Raw genomic sequence first — 20409 nt, 5'->3', positions numbered from 1 at the left:
ACCTCAGCGTGATGGCTAGAGCGTGTCATCGTTAGATAGAACCATGAAACGCTCTATACGCCCAGTTCCTTAAGCCGCTTGACGGCAGTCGGCGGCAGCGGCGGCGGGTTCGGTGCCTGCGCAGCATCGATCAATATCTGGTCGCAGGCCGCTTCCGTTTCCGAGATCAGCCGCTGCATGAATTCTTCCTTGCCGAGACCGGCCGGGATCGGCTTAAGGAACCGCGCCTTGACCGTGCCGGGAAAGCGCAGGAACTTGCGGCGCGGCCAGTAGAGACCGGCCATGTGAGCGACCGGAACCACCGGAATGCCGAGCTCGGAATAAAGCTCGACGATACCCCATTTGTAGTTTGGCTCGTCGCCAGGCGCACGACGCGTGCCTTCCGGGTAGATAATGAGCTGGCGCGGATTGCGCGCCATTTCCGCCTTCGTAGCCGCCACGACGGCCTTCAAGGCCCTCGACCGGCTGCCACGGTGGACAGGGATCATCCGCATCTTCAGCACATACCAGCCGAAAAACGGAATCCACGTCAGCTCCCGCTTGAGGATGTAGAGCGGGTCCTTGAGAAAGGGGAAAAAGGCAATCGCGTCCCAGAAGGATTGATGTTTGGGCGCGAGGATGAACGAGCCTTCGGGCAAGTTCTCCTGTCCGCTGATCTCGCTCTTCGTCAACGCCATCTTCTCATAGAGCCACAGGCTCGAGCGCGACCAGAATTTCGGCACGAACCAAGCCAGGCGGCGCGACGACAGGAAGTAAAAGGGCGCCCAGAAGATCATCTGGACGATCAGGCTGACATAGAAGACGAAGTTGAATGCCAGCGAACGGATATAGAGCATTTGCAGGAACAGCCCGAGGACGAAGGTCGCGCTTGGTTACACCATGACAACGGAAAATGGAAACGGGTGGAGGCAGTCGCCGCTGCGCTTTTGTCAGTTCTCGATTACCGACGCTTCAGCGAGCGAGACACCTTCATGCGTGGCCCGCATAGGAACCACGCCGCGCACCAGCGCCAGCAGGTACTTGTTGTATTCGGTGAACAGCACGCGCAGCGCCTGCGGCTTGGTCAGCCAGCTACCGTCATCGAGCTTTGAGTTGACAACCGGGTAAGGCTCAAGCCGGGCATTGTGCAACAGCCGGCTCATTTCCAAGAGGCTGCGCGGCATGTGGTAGTTGTTGGTCACGAGGATAACGCTGCCATAGGCATGGCGTTCGACCCACTTGGCGCTTTCTTCTGCATTGCCGATTGTGTCCAGCGCCGCGCGATCGATGTCGACGCAGCAGGAAAACAGTTTGGTGTCGCCGCCCGTTGCCAGTTGCAACTGCCGCCGGCTGGCGGCCGGATGCACGCCGCTGATCAAAAGTCGCTCGCCCTTGCCGGATTCGAGCAGCTCCATCGCTGCATCGAGGCGCGACTGGCCACCCGTCAAAACGATGATGGCATCCGCCTTTTGCGGATCGGCAGGCGTTGAAAGACGGCTGACATGGTTGGAAAACCAGCCGAAACCCCCGACAAACAGCGTGGCGACGCCAATGATCAGGAAGGCGCAAATGCGCAGAACGGACCAGACGCGATGGGGCGCGCGCATCGCCACACTGGGCGCTGCTGCCATATCCACCGTTCCGTTCAATTCCTTCCCATCCATCATGTCATGGTAAACCGTGATTTACATTGTTGGATAAACGGGCGTAGCACATTGTATTACGAACCGTCTTTGTCCGTGATCGAATTGCGTTTGCATCTCACGCAATGTCGCTCTGCCGATCATCGATCTCACTGAGATAGGAAATTACCGTCGCATGTGAAGTGGCAGCAGTCAGCGCGCCGATGACGACGACTACCATGACGACCCCCAGGTATCCCGCCAGACCTATGGCGAAATTGCCAAACAAAGCAGCGGCTTGGTCGCCTTCCGGGGTCGCCATATTGCGCGAGGACCACCACGAAAAGACGATGAAGACGACGACTGCCGCAACGCCGCCTATCGCAGCCCCCTTCATGCCGGTCAGAAGGAACTGCTTGTGGAATTGGCGGGCGATGAATCGCGCCTCTGCGCCGACGAAATGCAGCACTTCGATGATGTGGCCGTTTCCGGCCATCGCGCCACGGGTAGCAAATACCACCGTCATGACGGTCGCCGACAGCATCAGCGCCAGTATCGCGACGCCGATGGTCACCGTCGTATGCGCCATCGCCACCAGCCGGTTGACCCAAGTACGATGATCGTCGAGCGAGGCCGTCGGCAGCTTGGGCGCGAATGCCGCGCGGATCGCGTCGAAATCGGGCGGATTGGTCTCGTCTATGGTCACCACGATGAGACGCGGCACCGGCAGCTGGTCGATGTCGAGACCGGAGCCAAGCCAGGGTTCAAGCAGGCGCGCGGTCGCCGTGCGGTCGACGATCCGGGTCGCCTTCACTCCTGGAAATTCGCTGGCGATGCCGGCAGCCGTGGCAAGTGCGGCCTCCATGTCGAGACCGTCGGCAGGCTTGATCTGGATCGTGGCTTCCGTCGAGATCTGGTTTTCCCAGACCGAGGCCGTATCGCGCACCAGGGTCACCGCGCCGAAGGTGACACAGGACAAGAATGTCATGATGGCGATGACGACAATAAGCGCCCGGCCAACCACATTCTGTGCCGGCACGATCGGAGCAGTCTTTCGCAACGCGCGCTCGCGCGGTGCTGCCTGTTGCAGGATGTCCGCATCGTCATGCTGACTGTCGAACTGATCAGTCATAGACGTCCAGCCTCCCGTTGGTCAAAATCAGCCGGCGGGCATCGACCTGTTCCATCAAGGCAAGGTCGTGCGTGGCGATGACGACCGCGGTGCCGAGCCTGTTCAACTCGATGAACAACCGCAAAAGGCGGCGGGCAAGCTGCGGATCGACATTGCCTGTCGGCTCGTCCGCCAGCAGGATTTCCGGCTGTTCGATAAGGGCGCGCGCGATGGCCGTGCGCTGCTTTTCACCGCCTGACAGCACCGGCGGCAAAACATGCATGCGCTCGCCAAGCCCGACCCATTTCAGCAGTTCCACCACGTCGGTGCGGTAACTGGATTCCTCACGTCCCCTGACGCGCAGCGGCAGCGCGACATTCTCATAGGTTGTCATGTGGTCGAGCAAGCGGAAATCCTGGAATACGACACCTATGCGCCGGCGCAAGAGCGGCAGTTCCGTCCGCGAAATCCGGGTCCGGTCCTTCCCAAACATGGTTATGAGACCGCGCGTCGGCTTGAGCGACATAAACAGCAGGCGCAGCAGCGTCGTCTTGCCTGCACCAGACGGCCCGCTCAGGAATTGAAACGAGCGAGGCGGGATGTGCAAGGAGATGTCACGGAGGATCTCCGGACCCATGCCATAGCGCAGACCGACATTTTCAAAGCGGATCACGTTAAACGACCTGAAGGTTGAAACGGCGAATAGGTGCCCTTCTTCTGGGAAGGACCATTATCCGGCATGGTTAACCAATGATTAAATACTGGCACTTTCTGGACTGTCAAAACGGCGTGAGTGGTGAAGCGTTAACCAATTTTGCTTACCAGAAAGAAACAGAAGGCGAACAGGGGCCAGCATGGCTGACCAGCTAAATGCACGACCGGTTTCCGGCGAAATCATGGCCGGCCCACAGGGCAGGTCCGATGCAGGGTCCGCTATCCGGCTGGAGTCGCCGGTATCAGGCGACATTGTCGATGCGGACTTTGTCACCCTGCCCCGTTACTCACCCGTCGAACACACGGAGCCTTTGCAAAGCGCACCAATCAGCACACAGCCATCTATCGGTGGCATGGACATGTTGCGCAGGACGGATTCCGGGCCGGCAGGTCTGTTCGCACAACGCGGCGGGCCGGCCTTCTGGATGGTTGGCACGGGTCTTGCGGCGGCAGCGTTCTGGATCGCGGGCGGTCACGCGCTGGTCAGCACTACGGTTTTTGCAGCGCACGACGCCCCTTCGTCGGCGTTGGTCATTTCTGCCTTCACCTCGCGCGTCGATGCATCTGGCGAGCGGCCAGTACTCTTCGTGGATGGCGAAGCCGGCAACAACGGCACTTCGGCGGCACCACTTCCGCCTCTTGAGATCAGCGTTACGGGCAATGACGGCAGTATCACCCGCTACAGGTTGGGGACATCCGAGCGGGCGCTGACTCCGGGCGAAAGATTTGCCTTTTCCAGCCGCGTAGAGGTGCCTAGAAACGGTGTTAAGACCGTATCGGTCACCTTCGCCGGATAAGCGAAGTCATTTCCCGGAGTAAAATGAATGCCAGTCGTGCGCGGCAAGGAGATCGAGGTTCTGTTTTCGGCATCGGCCATTGCCCGCCGCAATCTTGAACTCGCCAAGGAAATCGCCGGCAAGGAATATCACGACCTGCTGGTCGTTTCCGTTCTGAAGGGCTCCTTCGTCTTCGCCGCCGACCTGATCCGCGCCATGCATGATGTCGGCCTGTCTCCGGAAGTCGAATTCATCTTCATCTCGAGCTACGGCGCCGGTACGACCAGCGGCGAAGTCCGTGTATTGCGCGATATCGACAATGAAGTTGCGGGCCGCGATGTACTTTTGATCGACGACATATTGGAATCGGGTAAGACGCTGAAGTTCACGCGCGAACTGATGATGTCGCGTGGCGCCAAAAGCTGTTCCATCGCCGTTCTTCTGGACAAGCGCATGCGCCGCCAGACGACCTTGAACGCCGACTATGTCGGCTTCGATTGCCCGGATTATTTCGTCGTCGGCTACGGCATGGACGTCGCACACGCCTTCCGCGAGTTGCCATTTGTCGGCATCGTGCGGGGCGACGCCTGATCACCGTAAAATCAGGCTCGGCAAATTCAGCAAACGTCAACGTTTGATCGCCAAATATCGGCGCCATGGCCAAGCTTCTGATTGTCGAGGACGACGAGTCCGTACGTATGTTCGTTAGCCGCGCGCTCGAGCGCGCCGGCCACCAGATCGATGTTGCCGCTGACGGTGCCCAGGGCCTGGAGTTCATCGACGCCGCACGAGGCTGCTACGATCTTGTGGTCTCGGATATCCGCATGCCGGAAATGGACGGCATTGAAATGGCCAAAGCGGCAGCAGGCCGTTTCCCAACGATGAAAATCATGCTGATGACCGGCTATGCCGAACAGCGCGAGCGGGCGGAAGAATTGAACGGCATCATTCTGGACGTCGTGCAAAAGCCGTTCACGCTGGCGGAAATCCGCAGCCGGGTTGACGCGGCGCTCTCTTGCCCGGTCAAGACCGCCGCCTGACCTTCACGACAGCCATCTTCTTCAGGTGAAAAAGAACCCGCAGCCTTTGTCAGGATGCGGGTGCGAGTGAGGACTCAAATTATTGGTCCGCAGCCGTCAAAGGCCGCATATCCAATGGGTGCGAGAACTATCTTCCTTCGTTTGACATGATGCAAACGAATTGAAATTATGATGGCAATCAAATTTTCTTATGGCGTCATGCGACCTTCCCTCGACAGCGACCTCTTGCGAACCTTTGTAGCCGTAGTCGAAACCGGCAACTTTACCAAGGCGGCAGAGCACGCCGGACGAACGCAATCGGCCATCTCCATGCAGATCAAGAAGCTTGAAGGCCTGATCGGCCATTCGCTTTTCGAGCGCAGCTCGCGAGGAGTGGCGCTAAGCCGTCACGGGGACGAACTCATCGGCAATGCCCGGCGCATCATCGCATTGCTCGACGAAACCGCCGCAGCGATGGGCGCACCGCCCCTTGGCGGCCCGGTACGCATCGGCATTCCGGAAGAGTATGGACATTCGATCCTGTCGCGCGCCCTCAGCGCCTTCGCCAAGCGTCACCCCAAGGTCGAAGTTACGGTTCGCTACGCCCATTCCTGGTCGCAGAAGCAGGCGCTCGCCGACGGCCATCTGGACTTGGCCGTCGTTTTCGAATGGCAGGACTTTTCCGGCGGTGAGGTTCTCATGCATGACCCGACCGTGTGGGTGACGTCTGCCTCCCACAAGGTCCACGAACAGCAACCGGTGCCGATCGCTCTCTACAACCGGGAAGGCTGGTGCCGTGACTTCGCGATCAAGTCGCTGGAGCGCAACGGCCTTGCCTACCGCATCGCCTACACCAGCGACACCAATGGCGGCCTCAAGCTGGCCGTGACATCAGGCTTGGCGATCGCACCCATCTCCCGCAGCAACATTCCGGAAGGCTGCCGCACCCTGACCGCAGCAGACGGTTTTGGCGACGTCGATTCCTCCAATGTCGTGCTTCGCCGCAATGCCTTGGCGCGCGGCGAGGCTATCGACGGCATGGAAGAAGCCATCCGGGAAGCCTTCATCAACCGTTAGATACTGCCTCGAAGAAGGTCAGGCGATTGCCGAAGGGATCGGTCACCGTGACTTCCTTGGTATTCCAAGGTGTGTGCTCGAGGCCAGGCCTCGCATAAGCATAGCGTCTGCCGATCAGTTCCTGATGCAGCCCGTCGACGTCCTTGACCTCGATGCGTGCCGCAGCACCGGGACTGCCGTCACCGTGATGTTCGCTCAAGTGCAGGACACAACCGTCGCGAACGATGCCCATGTAAAGCGGTGCTTTCTCCGCGAAACGATGCTCGAACTCGATCTGGAAGCCAAGGAAATCAAGATAAAACTCTCGCGCCTTGACGATGTCGAACATGCGCAGGATTGGCGTGACGCTACCGAGCTTGGCCATCTCTGCTCACTTGGATGGCTGGCAATGCAAGATGGTCATTTGAGATCCAGCAACCGCTCAAGGTAGCTGCGTTCCACATCGGGCGACAGCGCATTGCCAAGACGTTTGCGGATCGCTTCAAGAATCTGGCGCGCCCGCTGAACATCGATCTCGTCGGGGACTTTCACCGAATCGCCGAAATCTGGGCCTTGCGTGGCGCGCGGACGCCCAAGCGGGTCGCGGTCCGCATTCTGCTGGCGTCCGCCCTGCTCGCTGCCGCCCTGATCGCCCTGCATTGCCTGCAATTGCTGCATCATCTCCTTGGCGCCCTGGCGCAAGGCTTCAAGCGCGCGCCCCTGATGGCCAACCGCACGCTCGCCTTCGCCCTGACCGAGCGACTGTTGCGCATCGCCCATCGAACGACCTGCCTGGCCGAAGCCCTGGTTGGGTTCCATACCCATGCCTTCCAGGTCCTTGCCGAGTTGCTGCAGGTCGCCCTGCAGCTTCCCTTGCCCTTCCTGAAGTTGCTTCAGGGCCTCCGCGAATTCCTCAGGCGTCATCGGGCGACCTTGGCCTTGCCCTTGTTGGCCTTCGCCCTGCTGGCCTTGGCCCTGTTGCTGTTCCTGCTCGCCTTCGCCCATCTGCCCGTCGCCGTTATCGCCACGCTGCATCTGGTCCATGCGAAAGGTCTCGTTCATCATCTCCTGCTGGCGCCGCATGATCTCGCCGAGCTTGTCCATTTGCTGACGAAGCTCGCTGTTCTGCTGGCCTTGCTGCCCTTGTCGGCCTGCCTGCAGGTTATTCATCATGTCCTGCAACTGCGACAGCAATTCCTGCGCCCTGTCGCGATTGCCGGATTTGGCCAGGTTTTCGATCTGATCCATCATCCGGTCGAGGTCGCTTTGGCGCAGTTCCTGACTGTTCTGCGGCATCTGCGCCGAATTCTGGTTCTGCTGATTGCGTTCGGCAAACTCGCGCAGGAACTCGTTCATCGCCTGACGCAGTTCCTGCATCAGCTTTTCGATTTCCTCATCGCTGGCGCCGTTCTTCAACGCGTCCTGCAGGGCTTGCTGCGCCTGCCTCATGCGCTTTTCGGCAGCAGAAAGATCCCCTTCCTCGATGCCGAGAGCAACGTCCCAAAGATAGGACACAACCTCGCGAAGCTGGTCGTCGCTGCCTGCCATCTTGAGCCGGGTGCGCGCGCTCATGATGGCCAGGTAGTGGGCCATGTTGTCGAACGTATCTTCGGGGCGCAGCGTGATTGCATCCATGAGGTCGAGCACATGTGCCTTGGCGTTGGCATCAAGGCCAAGCAGGCGGCGCTGCTCGATCACGGCGCGGGCAAGGGGGTTGGTAAAGCTGCGCTCCGGCATCACCATTGTCTTGGTCGCGCTGCGGCCAATCTGGTCAGCCCCGTCCGTTGCCGAGAGTGTCAGCTTGATCTGTGCGCCCGCCCAGACATGTTCCGTCAAATCCTTGGTGGTCTTGGCCGCATTCGCCTTCGATCCGCGCCTTGGAAGCGACAACGGCATCTCCGGCGCACCATAGAGTGGACGCGCGCCGGGCGCCGGCGCTTCTGCCAGCTCAAACTCGCTCTTTGCCGAGGCAGCGCCATAGTCGTCATCGATCTGGTATTGCAGTTCGAGCGCGCCGTTGGCTGCCCTTTTCGGTTCGCTGGCAAATCGTATCGATGGCGGCTTGTCGGGCGTCACCGTAAACGCCCACTGCCCGATTTCCTGCTCGCCGGATTTGAGCACCAATCGACCGTCGCCGACCAGCTTGCTGGCAAACTGCATGACCGAAGAACCGGACGACTGATTTGCCTCGGTCGCGCCAGCTTGGCCTGCCGAAGGCTCGATACTGAGCGCCTCGCCATCCGCAGGTTGATAGAGCAGCGTCTCGGTGCCCGACCCACCGGTCACGCGCAGCGACAGGTCGCTGTTTTGCGGAACGGTAAAGGTGGCCGTTGACTGATTGGCATCAGCAGTCAGGAATACCGGTGCCTTGCCGGTATACGCAGGCGGCGTCACCCATGCATCGATACGTGGCGGAATGGCTTCCGCGCTCGCTCGCGACTTGAAGCCATCACTCAGGCTTCCGCCCAGCGGACCGAAGGAGAAAGCGAATGCAATAGCCAGCACAAGAACGGCCAAGGCGCGCAGGCCCCACGGGTCGCGATCAGAGACACGCGCGGAAGGCAGGTCGGCACCCAGCCGCCCGAGCTTTGCTGCCATTCGCTTCTGGTGCTCTTGCCACAGTGCCTGGGCAAAACCCGTCGGGTTTCCGCTCGGGCGGTCGGTCTGGGCCAGAACCGGACTGTGCAGCAGCTTGTTGGCGCTCTCAATGCGCCGATCGACCTCGGCAGCAGAAGGCAGTCGGAAACGACGCCACGGGTAGAGCGTTATCAAGGCGAGGACGCCAAAGACCGCCAACACGATAAAGCGCGGCAGATCAGGCAGCCGTCCGAACAGGCCGAACCACGACACGCTCGCAAAAAGGCTGACGAGGATGACAAGCGGCAGGACGAGCGGCCATCCGCGCTCGACAATCATGGCAAGCCGCGTGGCCGCGCGGCTTAGCGCCAACCCTTTCGGCAGCTTGCTACTTGTGCTTGCGGTAGGTCGCTCTGTCATCGGCCTTTCCGGGCCCGGCCGCTATGGCTTGGCCTCACTTCCCAAACAATAGCAGCAAACACGGCAAAGGCGAGGCAGCTTCCCGAAAACGTGAACGCCCGCTCAAAGCCATTCAGGGATGGAATCGAGCCCTATCAATTCGTCAAAGGTCTGGCGTTTCCTGACCACCGCGAACCGATCGCCGTCAACCAATACCTCAGGCACCAGAAGGCGCGTATTGTAGGTGCCGGCCTGCACGGCGCCATAGGCTCCGGCAGTGCCGACAGCGATCAGGTCGCCAACCTTGAATTGCGGGAGATCACGGTCAAGCCCGAGGAAATCTCCGGTCTCACAGACCTGCCCGACCACATCGACCTTCATGCGCGGCGCATTGACCGCCGGCTGCATCACCGGACGGATATCGTGGAAGGCATCGTAGAGCGTCGGCCGGATCAGGTCGTTCATCGCAGCATCAACGATGAGGAAGTTCTTGGCGTCGCCTTCCTTCACGAAGATCACCTGCGACACCAGGATGCCGGCATTGCCGACGATCAGCCGGCCGGGCTCGAACATTACCTTGATGCCGAGCGCCGTAACCTGCTTGCGCACGATGGCCGCATAGGCGTCCGGTAAAGGCGGCGGATCATTGTCGAAGCGGTACGGAATGCCGAGGCCGCCGCCGAGATCGACATGGCTGATGTCGTGCCCGTCAGCCCGCAATGTGCCGATCAGTTCGACCAGCAGCCCGAATGCGTCGTCGAACGGCTGCAGTTCCGTGATCTGGCTGCCGATATGCGTATCGATGCCCTTCACCTTCAACCCGGGCAATCTGGATGCGCGCGCATAAACTTCACGCGCCCGCTGCCACGGGATGCCGAACTTGTTCTCTGCCTTGCCGGTGGAAATCTTCCTGTGCGTCTTGGCGTCCACATCCGGATTGATGCGGAGCGAAACCGGGGCAGTCTTGCCGAGCGCCGTTGCCCGTGCGGAAAGCAGCTCTAGTTCCGGCTCCGATTCGACATTGAAGCAAAGGATGCCGGCGTGAAGCGCAAAATCCATCTCCTGCGCCGTCTTGCCGACGCCTGAGAACAGGATCTTGCCCGCCGGAATGCCCGCTGCCAATGCCCGGCGTAACTCGCCCTCAGATACCACATCGGCACCGGCGCCGAGCTTGGCCAGCGTCTTCAGCACCGCCTGGTTGGAGTTCGCCTTCATGGCGTAGCAGACGAGCGCGTCAAGTCCGGCAAACGCTTGCGAAAACACCTTGAAATGCCGAGTCAGCGTTGCGGTCGAATAGCAATAGAAGGGCGTGCCGACCTGCGCTGCGATCTCGGGGATCGCCACGTCCTCGGCATGGAGCATGCCGTCGCGATAATCGAAATGGTTCAAGAGGATATGTCCGGAAAGATCAAATCAACGAGTCGAGGATGAACGGCTTGTCCGTTTCCGGTTTGGCCGGCTCCGGCGGCACCGGCTCCTTGGCCTTCTGGGCGTCCTTGCGCGCCTGAACTGCAGCTTCGTAGGGTGTATCGAGGCCAGACTTGCGCCCGCACGCGGCAACCGTGGCCATTGCCGTCAGAAGCGTAAGCGTAACCAGAATCCTGCCCGCAGTCATAGGTTCACCCGTCTGTACTTTTCGTACGAAGCTTTTAGCCAAGTTTTGCACGCATTGCACCCCGGCATCATGCCTTGGCAAGGCGCTTTTTCCAGTACCGCACCTGCCGGCGCACCTGTGCAGGCGCGGTGCCCCCGAAGCTCTCCCGGCTTTTGACCGAATTCTGCACCGACAGCACCGAGAAAATGTCGCCAGTTATGCCCGAATGGATCGTCTGTAATTCTTCAAGCGAGAGCTTCTCGAGGCCGACCTTTTTCTGCTCGGCCAGCGCCACGGCACGGCCGGTGACATGGTGTGCCTCGCGGAACGGCAGCCCGAGACTGCGCACGAGCCAGTCGGCAAGATCGGTCGCGGTTGCATAGCCGGAGCCGGCAGCCTTCTTCATGGCGGCTTCATTGACAGTAAGGTCGCGCACCATGCCGGTCATGGCCGCAAGCATCAGGTCGAGCGTCTCCGCCGCGTCGAAGACGGCTTCCTTGTCTTCCTGCATGTCCTTGGAATAGGTCAGCGGCAGGCCCTTCATCACCGTCAACAGGCCGATCAGATGACCGTTCACACGGCCCGTCTTGGCGCGCACCAACTCGGCCGCATCCGGGTTCTTCTTCTGCGGCATGATCGACGAGCCCGTCGAATAGCTGTCGGACAGGCGCACGAAGCCGAATTGCGGCGTCGACCAGATGACGATTTCTTCGGCCAGCCTGGAAAGATGCGTGGCCGCAATCGACGCGACCGACAGGAATTCCAGTGCATAGTCGCGGTCCGAGACGCTATCCAGCGAGTTGCGCGTCGGCTCGCGGAAGCCAAGCGCCTTGGCCGTCATATGACGGTCGATCGGAAACCCCGTACCGGCAAGTGCCGCCGCGCCCAGCGGGCTTTCATCCATGCGGTCGATTGCGTCGCGAACTCTCGAAAGGTCGCGTGCAAACATCTCCACATAGGCGAGGCAATGATGGCCGAAGGTCACCGGCTGCGCGGTCTGCAAATGAGTGAAGCCCGGCATGATCGTTGCCGCATGTTGCTCGGCACGATCCACGAATGCTGCCATCAGCCCCTTCAGCGCCTCGGCAACCCGATGAAACTCGTCCTTCACCCACAGCCGGAAATCGACGGCAACCTGGTCGTTGCGTGACCGCGCGGTGTGCAACCGACCGGCAGCCGGGCCGATCAGCTCCGCCAGGCGTGCCTCGACATTCATGTGGATGTCTTCCAGCCGGGTCGAGAATTCGAACTTGCCGGCTTCAATCTCTTTCAGGATCGTGTTCAGGCCGTCGACGATCTTTTCCTGGTCCGCCGTCGAAATGATGCCCGTTTTGGCCAGCATCTCGCTGTGGGCGATGGAGCCGCGAATATCCTGCGCATAGAGCTTGCGGTCGAAGCCGATGGAAGCGTTGATCGCCTCCATGATCGCCGCAGGGCCCGAGGCAAATCGTCCGCCCCACATCTGGTTGCTGGCCTTCTTGTCGCTCATTGCTATAACCCGTGTCCCGGAGCAGTTTGAAAATGGCAGACGGCAGAAAACTCTTTCCCACCACGCGCCTGATTCTTGCGGCTCTCGTCGCAGGAGCAATAACCGGCGCGGTCGCGGTATATGTCAGCGGCGGGCTTGCTGGCAACAACACAGCGCCAATCGAGGCGGCGGTCCAGCAGGGCGACGACACCGTTTGCGCTGTAAAAACCGAACGCGCCAAGACAATTGCCGCAGCCGCCACGGGCGAGGTCGCCGCTTTGATGCCTGCCGATCCGCCGCAATCGCTGAAGGCGCTTGCCTTCAATGGGCCCGACGGCAAGCCATTCGGCATTGCCGGCCACACCGGCAAGACAGTACTTCTCAATCTGTGGGCAACATGGTGCGCGCCATGCCGCGCCGAAATGCCGGGACTCGATACGCTGCAAAAGGAACTGGGCGGCGACGGGTTTGAAGTGGTCGCCGTCAATGTCGATACCGGCGACGACACCAAGCCGAAAGCCTTCCTCAAGGAAATCGGCGTCGAGACGCTGAACTACTACAGCGACCATTCACTGGCGCTGTTCAACGACGCCAAGGAGCGCGGCCTTGCGCTCGGCCTTCCGGTAACCATGCTGATCGACGGCGACGGCTGCCTTGTCGCCCACATGAACGGCCCGGCCGAATGGTCGGGCGCCGATGCCAAAAATTTGATCGAAACGGCACTCAAGCCCTAGCAACTTCAACAAACGCAAAGCTGCACCGAAGTCCAGACGGGCGGCGGATGCTTGTGTTGTGCGGTTTCCACCGAATCTGGACTGGGCATATTTGAATCCCCTCATAAACGAAAGCAATTCGCAATTGGATTGAAGGTTCATGAGCGCGTAACAAAACTATTGTGCTACTGTCACAATGCACCGATACTCCCCCGGCGAACCTGTTTCGCCAATGACAAACCGGGAGAGAGAGATGAGATTCCACGGCTTTGCGGCCGGTGTCGCCGCTACATTGACCTTGTTTTCAACGACATCGGCCTTCGCTGCCACCCAGATAAGCTGGTGGCACGCAATGACCGGCGCCAATGCCGAGGTCGTCGACAAGATTTCCAAGGATTTCAATGCCAGCCAGAGCGACTACGAGATCGTTCCGGTGTTCAAGGGCACCTATCCAGAAACGCTGAACGCCGGCATCGCCGCATTCCGCGCCGGTCAGTCCCCCGACATCATGCAGGTGTTCGACGTTGGCACCGGCGTGATGATGGCTGCCGAGGGCGCGATCAAGCCGGTGGCTGAAGTGCTCGAAGGCGCAGGCCTCAAATTCGACAAGAGCCAGTACCTGCCGGGCATCGTCGGCTACTATTCCAAGCCGGACGGCACCATGCTGTCATTCCCTTACAATTCGTCCTCGCCGATCCTCTACTACAACAAGGACATCTTCCAGAAAGCCGGCCTCGACGTGAACAACCCGCCCAAGACCTGGAACGAGGTGTGGGACGCGGCCAAGAAGATCAAGGCCAGCGGTGCCGCCCCTTGCGGTTACACCTCCACCTGGCTGACCTGGATTCACACTGAAAATTTCGCCGCCTGGAACAACATTTCCTGGGCAACCGGTGAAAACGGTCTGGCCGGCGGCGAGGTCGAGTTGAAAGTCAACGCACCGCTCTACGTCAATCACTTCCAGGCGCTCGCCGATCTCGCCAAGGATGGCACCTTCAAATATGGCGGTCGCACATCGGAGGCAAAGCAGATCTTCCTTGCCGGTGAATGCGGCATCTTCACGGAATCCTCCGGCGGCCTCGGCGACATCGTCAAGTCCGGCATGAACTACGGCATCGGCCAGCTTCCCTATGACAGCGACGCACCGGGAGCACCGCAAAACACCACACCGGGCGGCGCCAGCCTTTGGGTCTTCGGCGGCAAGTCTGACGAGCAGTATAAGGGCGTAGCGGCATTCTTCACCTACCTGTCGAAGACGGAAGTGCAGGAGTATCTGCACCAGAAGTCCGGCTATCTGCCGGTCACGCTGGCCGCCTACGAGGCCACCAAGGCATCCGGCTTCTATGACAAGAATCCCGGCCGGGAGACGCCGATCCTGCAGATGATGGGCAAGGCCCCGACGGAAAACTCCAAGGGTGTCCGCCTGCCGAACCTGCCGCAGGTCCGCGACATCATGAACGAGGAATATGAGAAGATGCTGGCTGGCCAGCAGACCGCGCAGCAGGCGCTCGACAACGTGGTCCAGCGCGGCAATGCGGCAATCAAGGACGCCATGGGCAACTGATCTCATTGATCGTGCCTGAGGTGAAAACCCTTCCGGTTCGCACATTCCCCGGCTCTCGCTTGCAAAAGAGAGAGCCGGGGTTCACGCTCGCTTACTGTTCAAGGGGCGAAGACAACGCCGGCATCTCGCCTATCGAAACGGCAGGTTGCGCATGACCCCCCGTGTCGTCTTCCCCAACAAGGTCCTGCCCTACCTCTTGGTGGCGCCGCAACTCGCCATCACGCTCGTGTTCTTCTACTGGCCGGCGGGCCAGGCGCTCTACCAGTCGATGCTGAAGGAAGATCCGTTCGGCCTGAAATCGAAGTTCGTCTGGTTCGCGAATTTCGAGAAAGTTCTCGCCGACCCCGCTTACGTCAACTCGATCAAGGTCACGGCGGTTTTCTCGCTTGCGACTGCGCTCGTCGCCATGAGCGTCGCGCTTTTGCTTGCTGTGATGGCGGAACGGGTGGTTCGCGGCAAAGGCCTCTACCGCACCTTGATGATCTGGCCTTATGCGGTCGCACCCGCTATCGCCGGCATGCTGTTCCTGTTCCTCTTCAACCCCTCCATCGGCACGCTCGCCGTGCTGTTGCGCAAGGCTGGCATCGCCTGGGACCCGTTGCTGGATGGCACCGACGCCATGATGCTAGTGGTCACCGCCGCGGCGTGGAAGCAGATCAGCTACAATTTCCTGTTCTTCGTCGCCGGGCTGCAAGCCATCCCCAAGAGCCTGATCGAGGCGGCGGCAATCGACGGAGCCGGCGAGACCAAGCGCTTCTGGACAATCGTCTTCCCGCTGCTTGCGCCGACGACGTTCTTCCTGCTGGTCATCAACACCACCTACGCCTTCTTCGACACGTTCGGCATCATCCACGCGGTGACCGGCGGTGGGCCCGGCAAGGCTACGGAAACACTGGTCTACAAGGTCTACAATGACGGCTTCGTCAATCTGATCCTCGGCGATTCTGCTGCCCAATCGGTGATCCTCATGGTCATCGTCATTGCACTCACCGCCATCCAGTTCCGCTACGTGGAAAGGAAGGTGCACTATGGATGAGGCCGCACGATGATCGGCTCTTCCCGCTTCCGCACCTATATTGCCCATGCGGTCCTGCTTGTCGGCATCCTGATTGTCGCGTTCCCGATCTACTACACCTTCGTCGCGTCCACCCACACGCTGCAGACCATCCTGCGCCCTCCTCTGCCGCTCCTGCCCGGCGGTGAGTTCTGGAACAACTACTCGGAAGCCCTGCTGGGAGGCGTCAACCGCATCGGCGGTGTTGGCGTCGACGTGTTGCTGTTCAACACGCTGGTGATGGCGCTCGGCATCGCCATCGGCAAGATCTGCATCTCGATCCTCTCGGCCTACGCCATCGTCTTTTTCCGCTTTCCGCTCAGGATGGTGTTCTTCTGGCTGATCTTCATTACGCTCATGCTGCCGGTCGAAGTCCGCATCTTGCCCACCTACAAGGTGATGGTCGATCTCGACCTCATCGACACCTATGCCGGGCTTATCGTCCCTCTGATCGCTTCGGCCACGGCGACATTGTTGTTCCGGCAATTCTTCATGACCATCCCGGGTGAACTGGTCGAGGCGGCGCGCGTCGACGGTGCGGGCCCGTGGCGTTTCTTCTTCGATATCCTGCTGCCGCTGTCGCGCACCAACATCGCGGCCCTTTTCGTCATCCTGTTCATCTACGGATGGACCCAGTATCTGTGGCCGCTTCTGGTCACCAACCACAACGACATGAACACCATCGTCATCGCGCTGCGCAAAATGGTGTCGTTCGCCGATGCAGACACGCAATGGCACCTCGTCATGGTCACGGCCATGCTCGCCATCGTGCCGCCAATCCTCGTCGTGGTGGCCATGCAGCGGTGGTTCGTTCGCGGACTTGTCGAGTCGGAGAAGTAGGCCCAATGGCAACTGTCGATCTGAAGGATGTCAAAAAGGTCTACGCAGGTGGCGTCGAAGCCGTGAAGGGCGTCTCGATCGCCATTCCGGACAAGCAATTGTGCGTCCTCGTCGGCCCCTCCGGCTGCGGCAAATCCACCTTGCTGCGCATGATTGCCGGGCTGGAAGCCATCTCGTCCGGCACCGTCTCCATCGATGGCAAGGTGGTCAATGCGATCAGCCCGACCGACCGCGACATCGCCATGGTGTTCCAGAACTACGCGCTCTATCCGCACATGAACGTCTACGACAACATGGCTTACGGTCTGCGCAACCGCGGCACGCCAAAAGCGGAAATCGACAGCCGTGTCCGCTCGACGGCCAAGGTGCTAGAACTTGCCCATTTGCTGGAACGGCGTCCGCGCGAACTTTCAGGCGGCCAGCGCCAGCGCGTCGCCATGGGTCGCGCCATCGTCCGAAACCCGAAAGTATTTTTGTTCGACGAGCCGCTGAGCAATCTCGATGCCAAGCTGCGCGGACAAATGCGGGTCGAAATCAAGAACCTGCAGCGCAATCTGGGCGTGACGTCCGTCTACGTCACCCACGACCAGCTCGAGGCGATGACGCTTGCCGACATACTCGTGGTCATGAACGCAGGCCTCGTGGAGCAGACGGGTGCACCGCTCGACATCTACGAAAAGCCTGCCTCGACTTTCGTGGCATCCTTTATCGGCGCGCCACCCATGAACCTGATGGCTTTGAAGCGCGAGGGTGATCACGCGCGCTTGGCGGAAGGCGTTACCCTCGGTGTCGAGCCCCCGGCCACGGCCGCAACACTTGGTTTCCGTCCCGAAGATGCCATTGTCGGACAGGTCGAAGGGAAACGGGCTCTGGTCTTGCCTGCGGTTGTCGAAGCGGTGGAGCCTGTGGGCGCCGAGAGCTTCCTGCATTGTGCAGCGGCCGGTGACCGGGTTCTGGTGCGCGTCTCAGGTCGCGCCACGGCAAAGCCCGGCGACAAACTCAGCATAACGGCAAGCCTGGATAAGATTCACTGGTTCGACGCGGCAGGAAAGCGGGTCTGAAACCCGCATCCCCTATCCCGACGCTCTAGTTTGCGATGCGTCGCGCGAACTCGGCCAGCGCCTTCTGGTAGATCGTTGCACGGTTCCAGTCGTTCCAGACGCCATAGTTGGCCTCGCCCGGACCGTAGCCGCCACCTGCGCTCCAGCCATGGCCGCGGAGGAAATTGGCAGTCGAGGCCAGCACGTCGGCGCGCGAATGGATCAGGTCGCGGCGGCCGTCGCCGTCGAAATCGACGGCATATTGCAGATATTTCGAGGGGAGAAACTGCGTCTGGCCGAGTTCGCCGAAGCCGGCTCCCCGCATCTGGGCGGCTGAAATATAGCCCTTCTGGGCAATCTCGAGCGCCGAATCCAGTTCGTTGGTGAAGAACTCGGAGCGGCGGCAGTCATAGGCCAGCGTAGCCAACGGACCGAACACGCTCTTGTTGCCGGAATTGGCGCCGAAGCCCGTCTCCATGCCCCAGATCGCCAGCAGCACTTCAGGCTGAACTCCGAACTTCGCCTCAATCTTCCGCAGCAGGCCTGCCTGGGATTTCATATAGCCCTTGGCCTTGCTGACATAGGATGCAGGCGCGCGGCGGGCGAGGAACTGCTCGACCGTGCCCTTGAACGCCTTGTGCTGGCTGCGATCTATCCTGATGACCCCGGTATCGTATTTGACGCCTTTCATAGGGCCGGTATCGATGCCGCGCGCCTGCGCGTCGGCCTTGTAGTCTTCGACCCAGGCCCCGAAGCCGCTGCCATCATTGCCGCATTTGCCTGCGGCATGAGCCGCGGTGGTCATGACCAGCGCCCCCAGCGCCGCAGCAACAAAAAATCTGCCCTTGGCAAGACCTGCCATATTCATCTCCTGATTGCCGGAATCACATCCTGGACGCGAATTTGCCAGCGAAACTCGTGTTTGTCATCGCTCTTTGGCCCCGCCCCCGTCGCGAAGGCGGCTCTGTGTCTCACGAACACGCTCTAAATGTGGCAGCCCGCGCACTGCAGCACTTAACAATTCGTGAGATGCGCCAAGCTGGATTAGCCGGAACTAATGCTTGCCACCTCCGTTTGGCCCCACTGAGGGATAGTTCAAAACGGAGAGAAGATATGAAACCGCTCTTGCTGCCGATTGCCGGCGCCCTTGCCCTGCTTTCAGGAGCAGCACTCGCCGACACCTCGGTTTCCGCAGTGACCGACCTTAATGTCCGCGCCGGTCCCGGTCCCCAGTATCCGGTCACGGGCGTGCTCAAGGCCGGGCAACCGGCAACGCTGACAGGGTGCCTCGAAAACTCAAAATGGTGCACGATTGCCGAAGCAGGCGGACAAGGATGGGTCTATTCCGACTATGTAACCGCTGAATTCGCCGGCACCCGCGTCATCGTCACCCAAAGGCCGGCCGATGCCGGCATCGCTGTCGCACCGCCGCCAGCCGACGTCGGCCAATATCCGTCAACCTACACGTCCGCGATTGTTCCGGGCGAGCCGGTCGAAGTGATCGACGCGCCGCCACAGGCCGTGCGCACCTATGTAACGGAGCACTCGATGGAGCCTGTCTATCTCGACGGCGAAGTCGTGACGGGCTCCTCATTGCCGGACGATGTCGTGCTCGGGGAGATACCCGACTACGACTACCGCTACGTCTACATAAACGGCCAACCCGCCTTGATCGACCCGGCGACCCGCCGCATCGTCTACGTGGTCCGGTAATTCACGCCCCGGTTCACACTCTGGACCGTTTACCCTGTCATCAAATGCGCCGCCGAAGTGAATTCAACTTTGGCGGCGCATGCGCTAGTCATTCATCCGACAGCAGAAGTCAGGGGGACGCGTGCAGATCGATCCGCAGGCTTTCGAACAGTATCGGCACTCGCCAAACGACAAGACCACGCTCCTGCGCCTCATCCTGGGGTCGGTCATCGTCGTGATCGCATGGACGGGCGCGACGCTGATTACCGTTTCGGCCGGCGCCTATTTTCACGCTATGCAGTTGGCCAATTCCGGCGAGGCCGTGAATTCGACCGTCATGACGTCCTTCATGGGTTCGCCAGCCGGCATTCTCACCGCCCTGATGTCCTTTGCCGGCATATGGATTGGCGTCTGGATCGTCATGCGCTGGATTCACCGCGAGCGCATCGGCGCCTTGTTCGGCAACAGCCGCCGCATTTCCCGCGATGCATTCATCAAGGGCCTGGTCGCGGTTGTCATCACCTCGCTCGTATCCGAGATCCTGCTCTATCTGCTGCGCCCCGAAATTGCGCGCGGCTCTATCTCCATCGGCTCATGGATGCTCTTCCTTGTTCCGATCGTCATTCTCACGTTTATCCAGACATCGTCGGAAGAACTGCTTTTTCGGGGCTATCTGCCACGCGGACTGGCTAAGCTGTTTCGCAGCCCGATAATCTGGGGCGTCATCCCGCTCATCATGTTTACGTCGCTTCACTGGAGCCCGACCACAAGCCCAACGATGAACCTGGCCGGCCTCGGCGCTATCGGTGCTTTCGCAATCGTGCTGATGATCCTGGTCTATGTCACCGGCAATCTCGGTGCAGCGTTCGGCGCCCACCTCGGCAACAACCTGTTCGGCTTTTTGCTGATCTCGCATCAGGAAAGTTACAACGCTTTCGCCTTGTTCACGGCGGCTCCCCTGGAAGGGCCGGGATGGGATTCGACCGATGCGTTGCTCGTCACCGCAATTGGCATTGCCGCAAGCGCGCTGACCTTGCTCTTGCTCGTGCATCCACGGTCTTTCCTCAAGGTCAGGCCCGACAATGCGCAGGACATCGGCCATGCCCAACAATTGGCGCAAGCTTGACTCTCGCACCATTTTCCTGTCTACACGCCGCAATTCCGCGACAAGTTCACTTTCGCGAAGCTGAC

21 protein-coding genes are annotated in these 20409 nt (G+C 60.3%); 11 read left to right on the top strand and 10 right to left on the bottom strand.

All coding sequences use genetic code 11. The features are described 5' to 3' along the window. Positions 1-53: 53 nt before the first annotated feature. From ACODTY_RS01260 to ftsE, 4 genes are all read right to left on the bottom strand, one after another. Entirely contained in the window at positions 54-836 is a 783-nt protein-coding gene (locus tag ACODTY_RS01260; protein WP_488992473.1) for a lysophospholipid acyltransferase family protein, read from the bottom strand. A 93-nt stretch (positions 837-929) separates the two neighbouring features. Next, positions 930-1610, bottom strand: a complete 681-nt coding sequence (locus tag ACODTY_RS01255) for a YdcF family protein (RefSeq protein WP_488992472.1) — start codon at positions 1608-1610, stop codon at positions 930-932. A 130-nt stretch (positions 1611-1740) separates the two neighbouring features. Further along, entirely contained in the window at positions 1741-2733 is a 993-nt protein-coding gene (locus tag ACODTY_RS01250) for a cell division protein FtsX (RefSeq protein WP_488992471.1), read from the bottom strand. Beyond that, positions 2726-3385 carry a cell division ATP-binding protein FtsE gene (ftsE, locus tag ACODTY_RS01245; RefSeq protein WP_056238266.1) on the bottom strand — a complete coding sequence of 220 codons (660 nt, stop codon included), beginning with the start codon at positions 3383-3385 and terminating at the stop codon, positions 2726-2728. The genes ACODTY_RS01250 and ftsE overlap by 8 nt, the downstream gene beginning before the upstream one ends. Before the next feature lie 181 nt (positions 3386-3566). Here ftsE and ACODTY_RS01240 point away from each other — a divergent pair, with 181 nt between their 5' ends. From ACODTY_RS01240 to ACODTY_RS01225, 4 genes are all read left to right on the top strand, one after another. Then, positions 3567-4223, top strand: coding sequence for a hypothetical protein (locus ACODTY_RS01240; RefSeq protein ID WP_488992470.1), 657 nt, complete (start codon positions 3567-3569; stop codon positions 4221-4223). 27 nt (positions 4224-4250) lie between these two features. After that, positions 4251-4793, top strand: coding sequence for a hypoxanthine phosphoribosyltransferase (gene hpt, locus ACODTY_RS01235; RefSeq protein WP_488992469.1), 543 nt, complete (start codon positions 4251-4253; stop codon positions 4791-4793). 65 nt (positions 4794-4858) lie between these two features. Continuing rightward, positions 4859-5242 (top strand): response regulator, encoded by a 384-nt coding sequence (locus ACODTY_RS01230; protein ID WP_488992468.1) that lies wholly within the window; start codon positions 4859-4861, stop codon positions 5240-5242. 198 nt (positions 5243-5440) lie between these two features. Continuing rightward, positions 5441-6298 carry a LysR family transcriptional regulator gene (locus tag ACODTY_RS01225; protein ID WP_488992633.1) on the top strand — a complete coding sequence of 286 codons (858 nt, stop codon included), beginning with the start codon at positions 5441-5443 and terminating at the stop codon, positions 6296-6298. Here the strand turns inward: ACODTY_RS01225 and ACODTY_RS01220 are convergent. The 5 genes from ACODTY_RS01220 to argH form a co-directional block, all read right to left on the bottom strand. Continuing rightward, on the bottom strand, positions 6288-6662 hold the full coding sequence (locus ACODTY_RS01220) for a glyoxalase superfamily protein (protein WP_488992467.1): 375 nt from the start codon (positions 6660-6662) through the stop codon (positions 6288-6290). The genes ACODTY_RS01225 and ACODTY_RS01220 overlap by 11 nt on opposite strands. A gap of 35 nt (positions 6663-6697) precedes the next feature. Continuing rightward, a complete protein-coding gene (locus ACODTY_RS01215) occupies positions 6698-9274 on the bottom strand; it encodes a TIGR02302 family protein (RefSeq protein ID WP_488992466.1) in 2577 nt (858 codons plus the stop codon). Positions 9275-9376: 102 nt separating this feature from the next. Next, complete coding sequence (gene lysA, locus ACODTY_RS01210) at positions 9377-10642, bottom strand: diaminopimelate decarboxylase (RefSeq protein WP_488992465.1); 1266 nt, start codon at positions 10640-10642, stop codon at positions 9377-9379. A gap of 19 nt (positions 10643-10661) precedes the next feature. Further along, complete coding sequence (locus ACODTY_RS01205) at positions 10662-10868, bottom strand: hypothetical protein (protein ID WP_488992464.1); 207 nt, start codon at positions 10866-10868, stop codon at positions 10662-10664. A gap of 67 nt (positions 10869-10935) precedes the next feature. Then, positions 10936-12336: an argininosuccinate lyase gene (argH, locus tag ACODTY_RS01200; RefSeq protein WP_488992463.1), complete on the bottom strand. Its 1401-nt coding sequence runs from the start codon at positions 12334-12336 to the stop codon at positions 10936-10938. A gap of 32 nt (positions 12337-12368) precedes the next feature. Here argH and tlpA point away from each other — a divergent pair, with 32 nt between their 5' ends. The 5 genes from tlpA to ACODTY_RS01175 all read left to right on the top strand — a co-directional run bounded on the left by tlpA (position 12369) and on the right by ACODTY_RS01175 (position 17547). Further along, a complete protein-coding gene (gene tlpA / locus ACODTY_RS01195) occupies positions 12369-13049 on the top strand; it encodes a thiol:disulfide interchange protein TlpA (protein ID WP_488992462.1) in 681 nt (226 codons plus the stop codon). A 232-nt stretch (positions 13050-13281) separates the two neighbouring features. After that, a complete protein-coding gene (ugpB, locus tag ACODTY_RS01190) occupies positions 13282-14592 on the top strand; it encodes a sn-glycerol-3-phosphate ABC transporter substrate-binding protein UgpB (RefSeq protein WP_488992461.1) in 1311 nt (436 codons plus the stop codon). 151 nt (positions 14593-14743) lie between these two features. Further along, a complete protein-coding gene (gene ugpA, locus ACODTY_RS01185; RefSeq protein WP_488992460.1) occupies positions 14744-15628 on the top strand; it encodes a sn-glycerol-3-phosphate ABC transporter permease UgpA in 885 nt (294 codons plus the stop codon). Positions 15629-15637: 9 nt separating this feature from the next. Continuing rightward, positions 15638-16486 carry a sn-glycerol-3-phosphate ABC transporter permease UgpE gene (gene ugpE, locus ACODTY_RS01180; RefSeq protein WP_488992459.1) on the top strand — a complete coding sequence of 283 codons (849 nt, stop codon included), beginning with the start codon at positions 15638-15640 and terminating at the stop codon, positions 16484-16486. Between the two features lie 5 nt (positions 16487-16491). After that, on the top strand, positions 16492-17547 hold the full coding sequence (locus ACODTY_RS01175; RefSeq protein ID WP_488992458.1) for a sn-glycerol-3-phosphate import ATP-binding protein UgpC: 1056 nt from the start codon (positions 16492-16494) through the stop codon (positions 17545-17547). Positions 17548-17572: 25 nt separating this feature from the next. On the opposite strand, the gene ACODTY_RS01170 is transcribed toward ACODTY_RS01175, so the two are convergent. Further along, entirely contained in the window at positions 17573-18388 is an 816-nt protein-coding gene (locus ACODTY_RS01170) for a lytic murein transglycosylase (RefSeq protein ID WP_488992457.1), read from the bottom strand. Between the two features lie 251 nt (positions 18389-18639). Between ACODTY_RS01170 and ACODTY_RS01165 the strand changes: the two genes are divergently transcribed. Together ACODTY_RS01165 and ACODTY_RS01160 are read left to right on the top strand one after the other, a co-directional pair. Next, positions 18640-19239, top strand: a complete 600-nt coding sequence (locus tag ACODTY_RS01165) for a DUF1236 domain-containing protein (RefSeq protein WP_488992456.1) — start codon at positions 18640-18642, stop codon at positions 19237-19239. 121 nt (positions 19240-19360) lie between these two features. Continuing rightward, complete coding sequence (locus tag ACODTY_RS01160; RefSeq protein WP_488992455.1) at positions 19361-20344, top strand: CPBP family intramembrane glutamic endopeptidase; 984 nt, start codon at positions 19361-19363, stop codon at positions 20342-20344. The last annotated feature ends 65 nt before the right edge of the window (positions 20345-20409 follow it).

Source organism: Mesorhizobium sp. FG116 (genome assembly GCF_057809835.1).
This window is presented reverse-complemented; position numbering and strand designations above follow the sequence as displayed.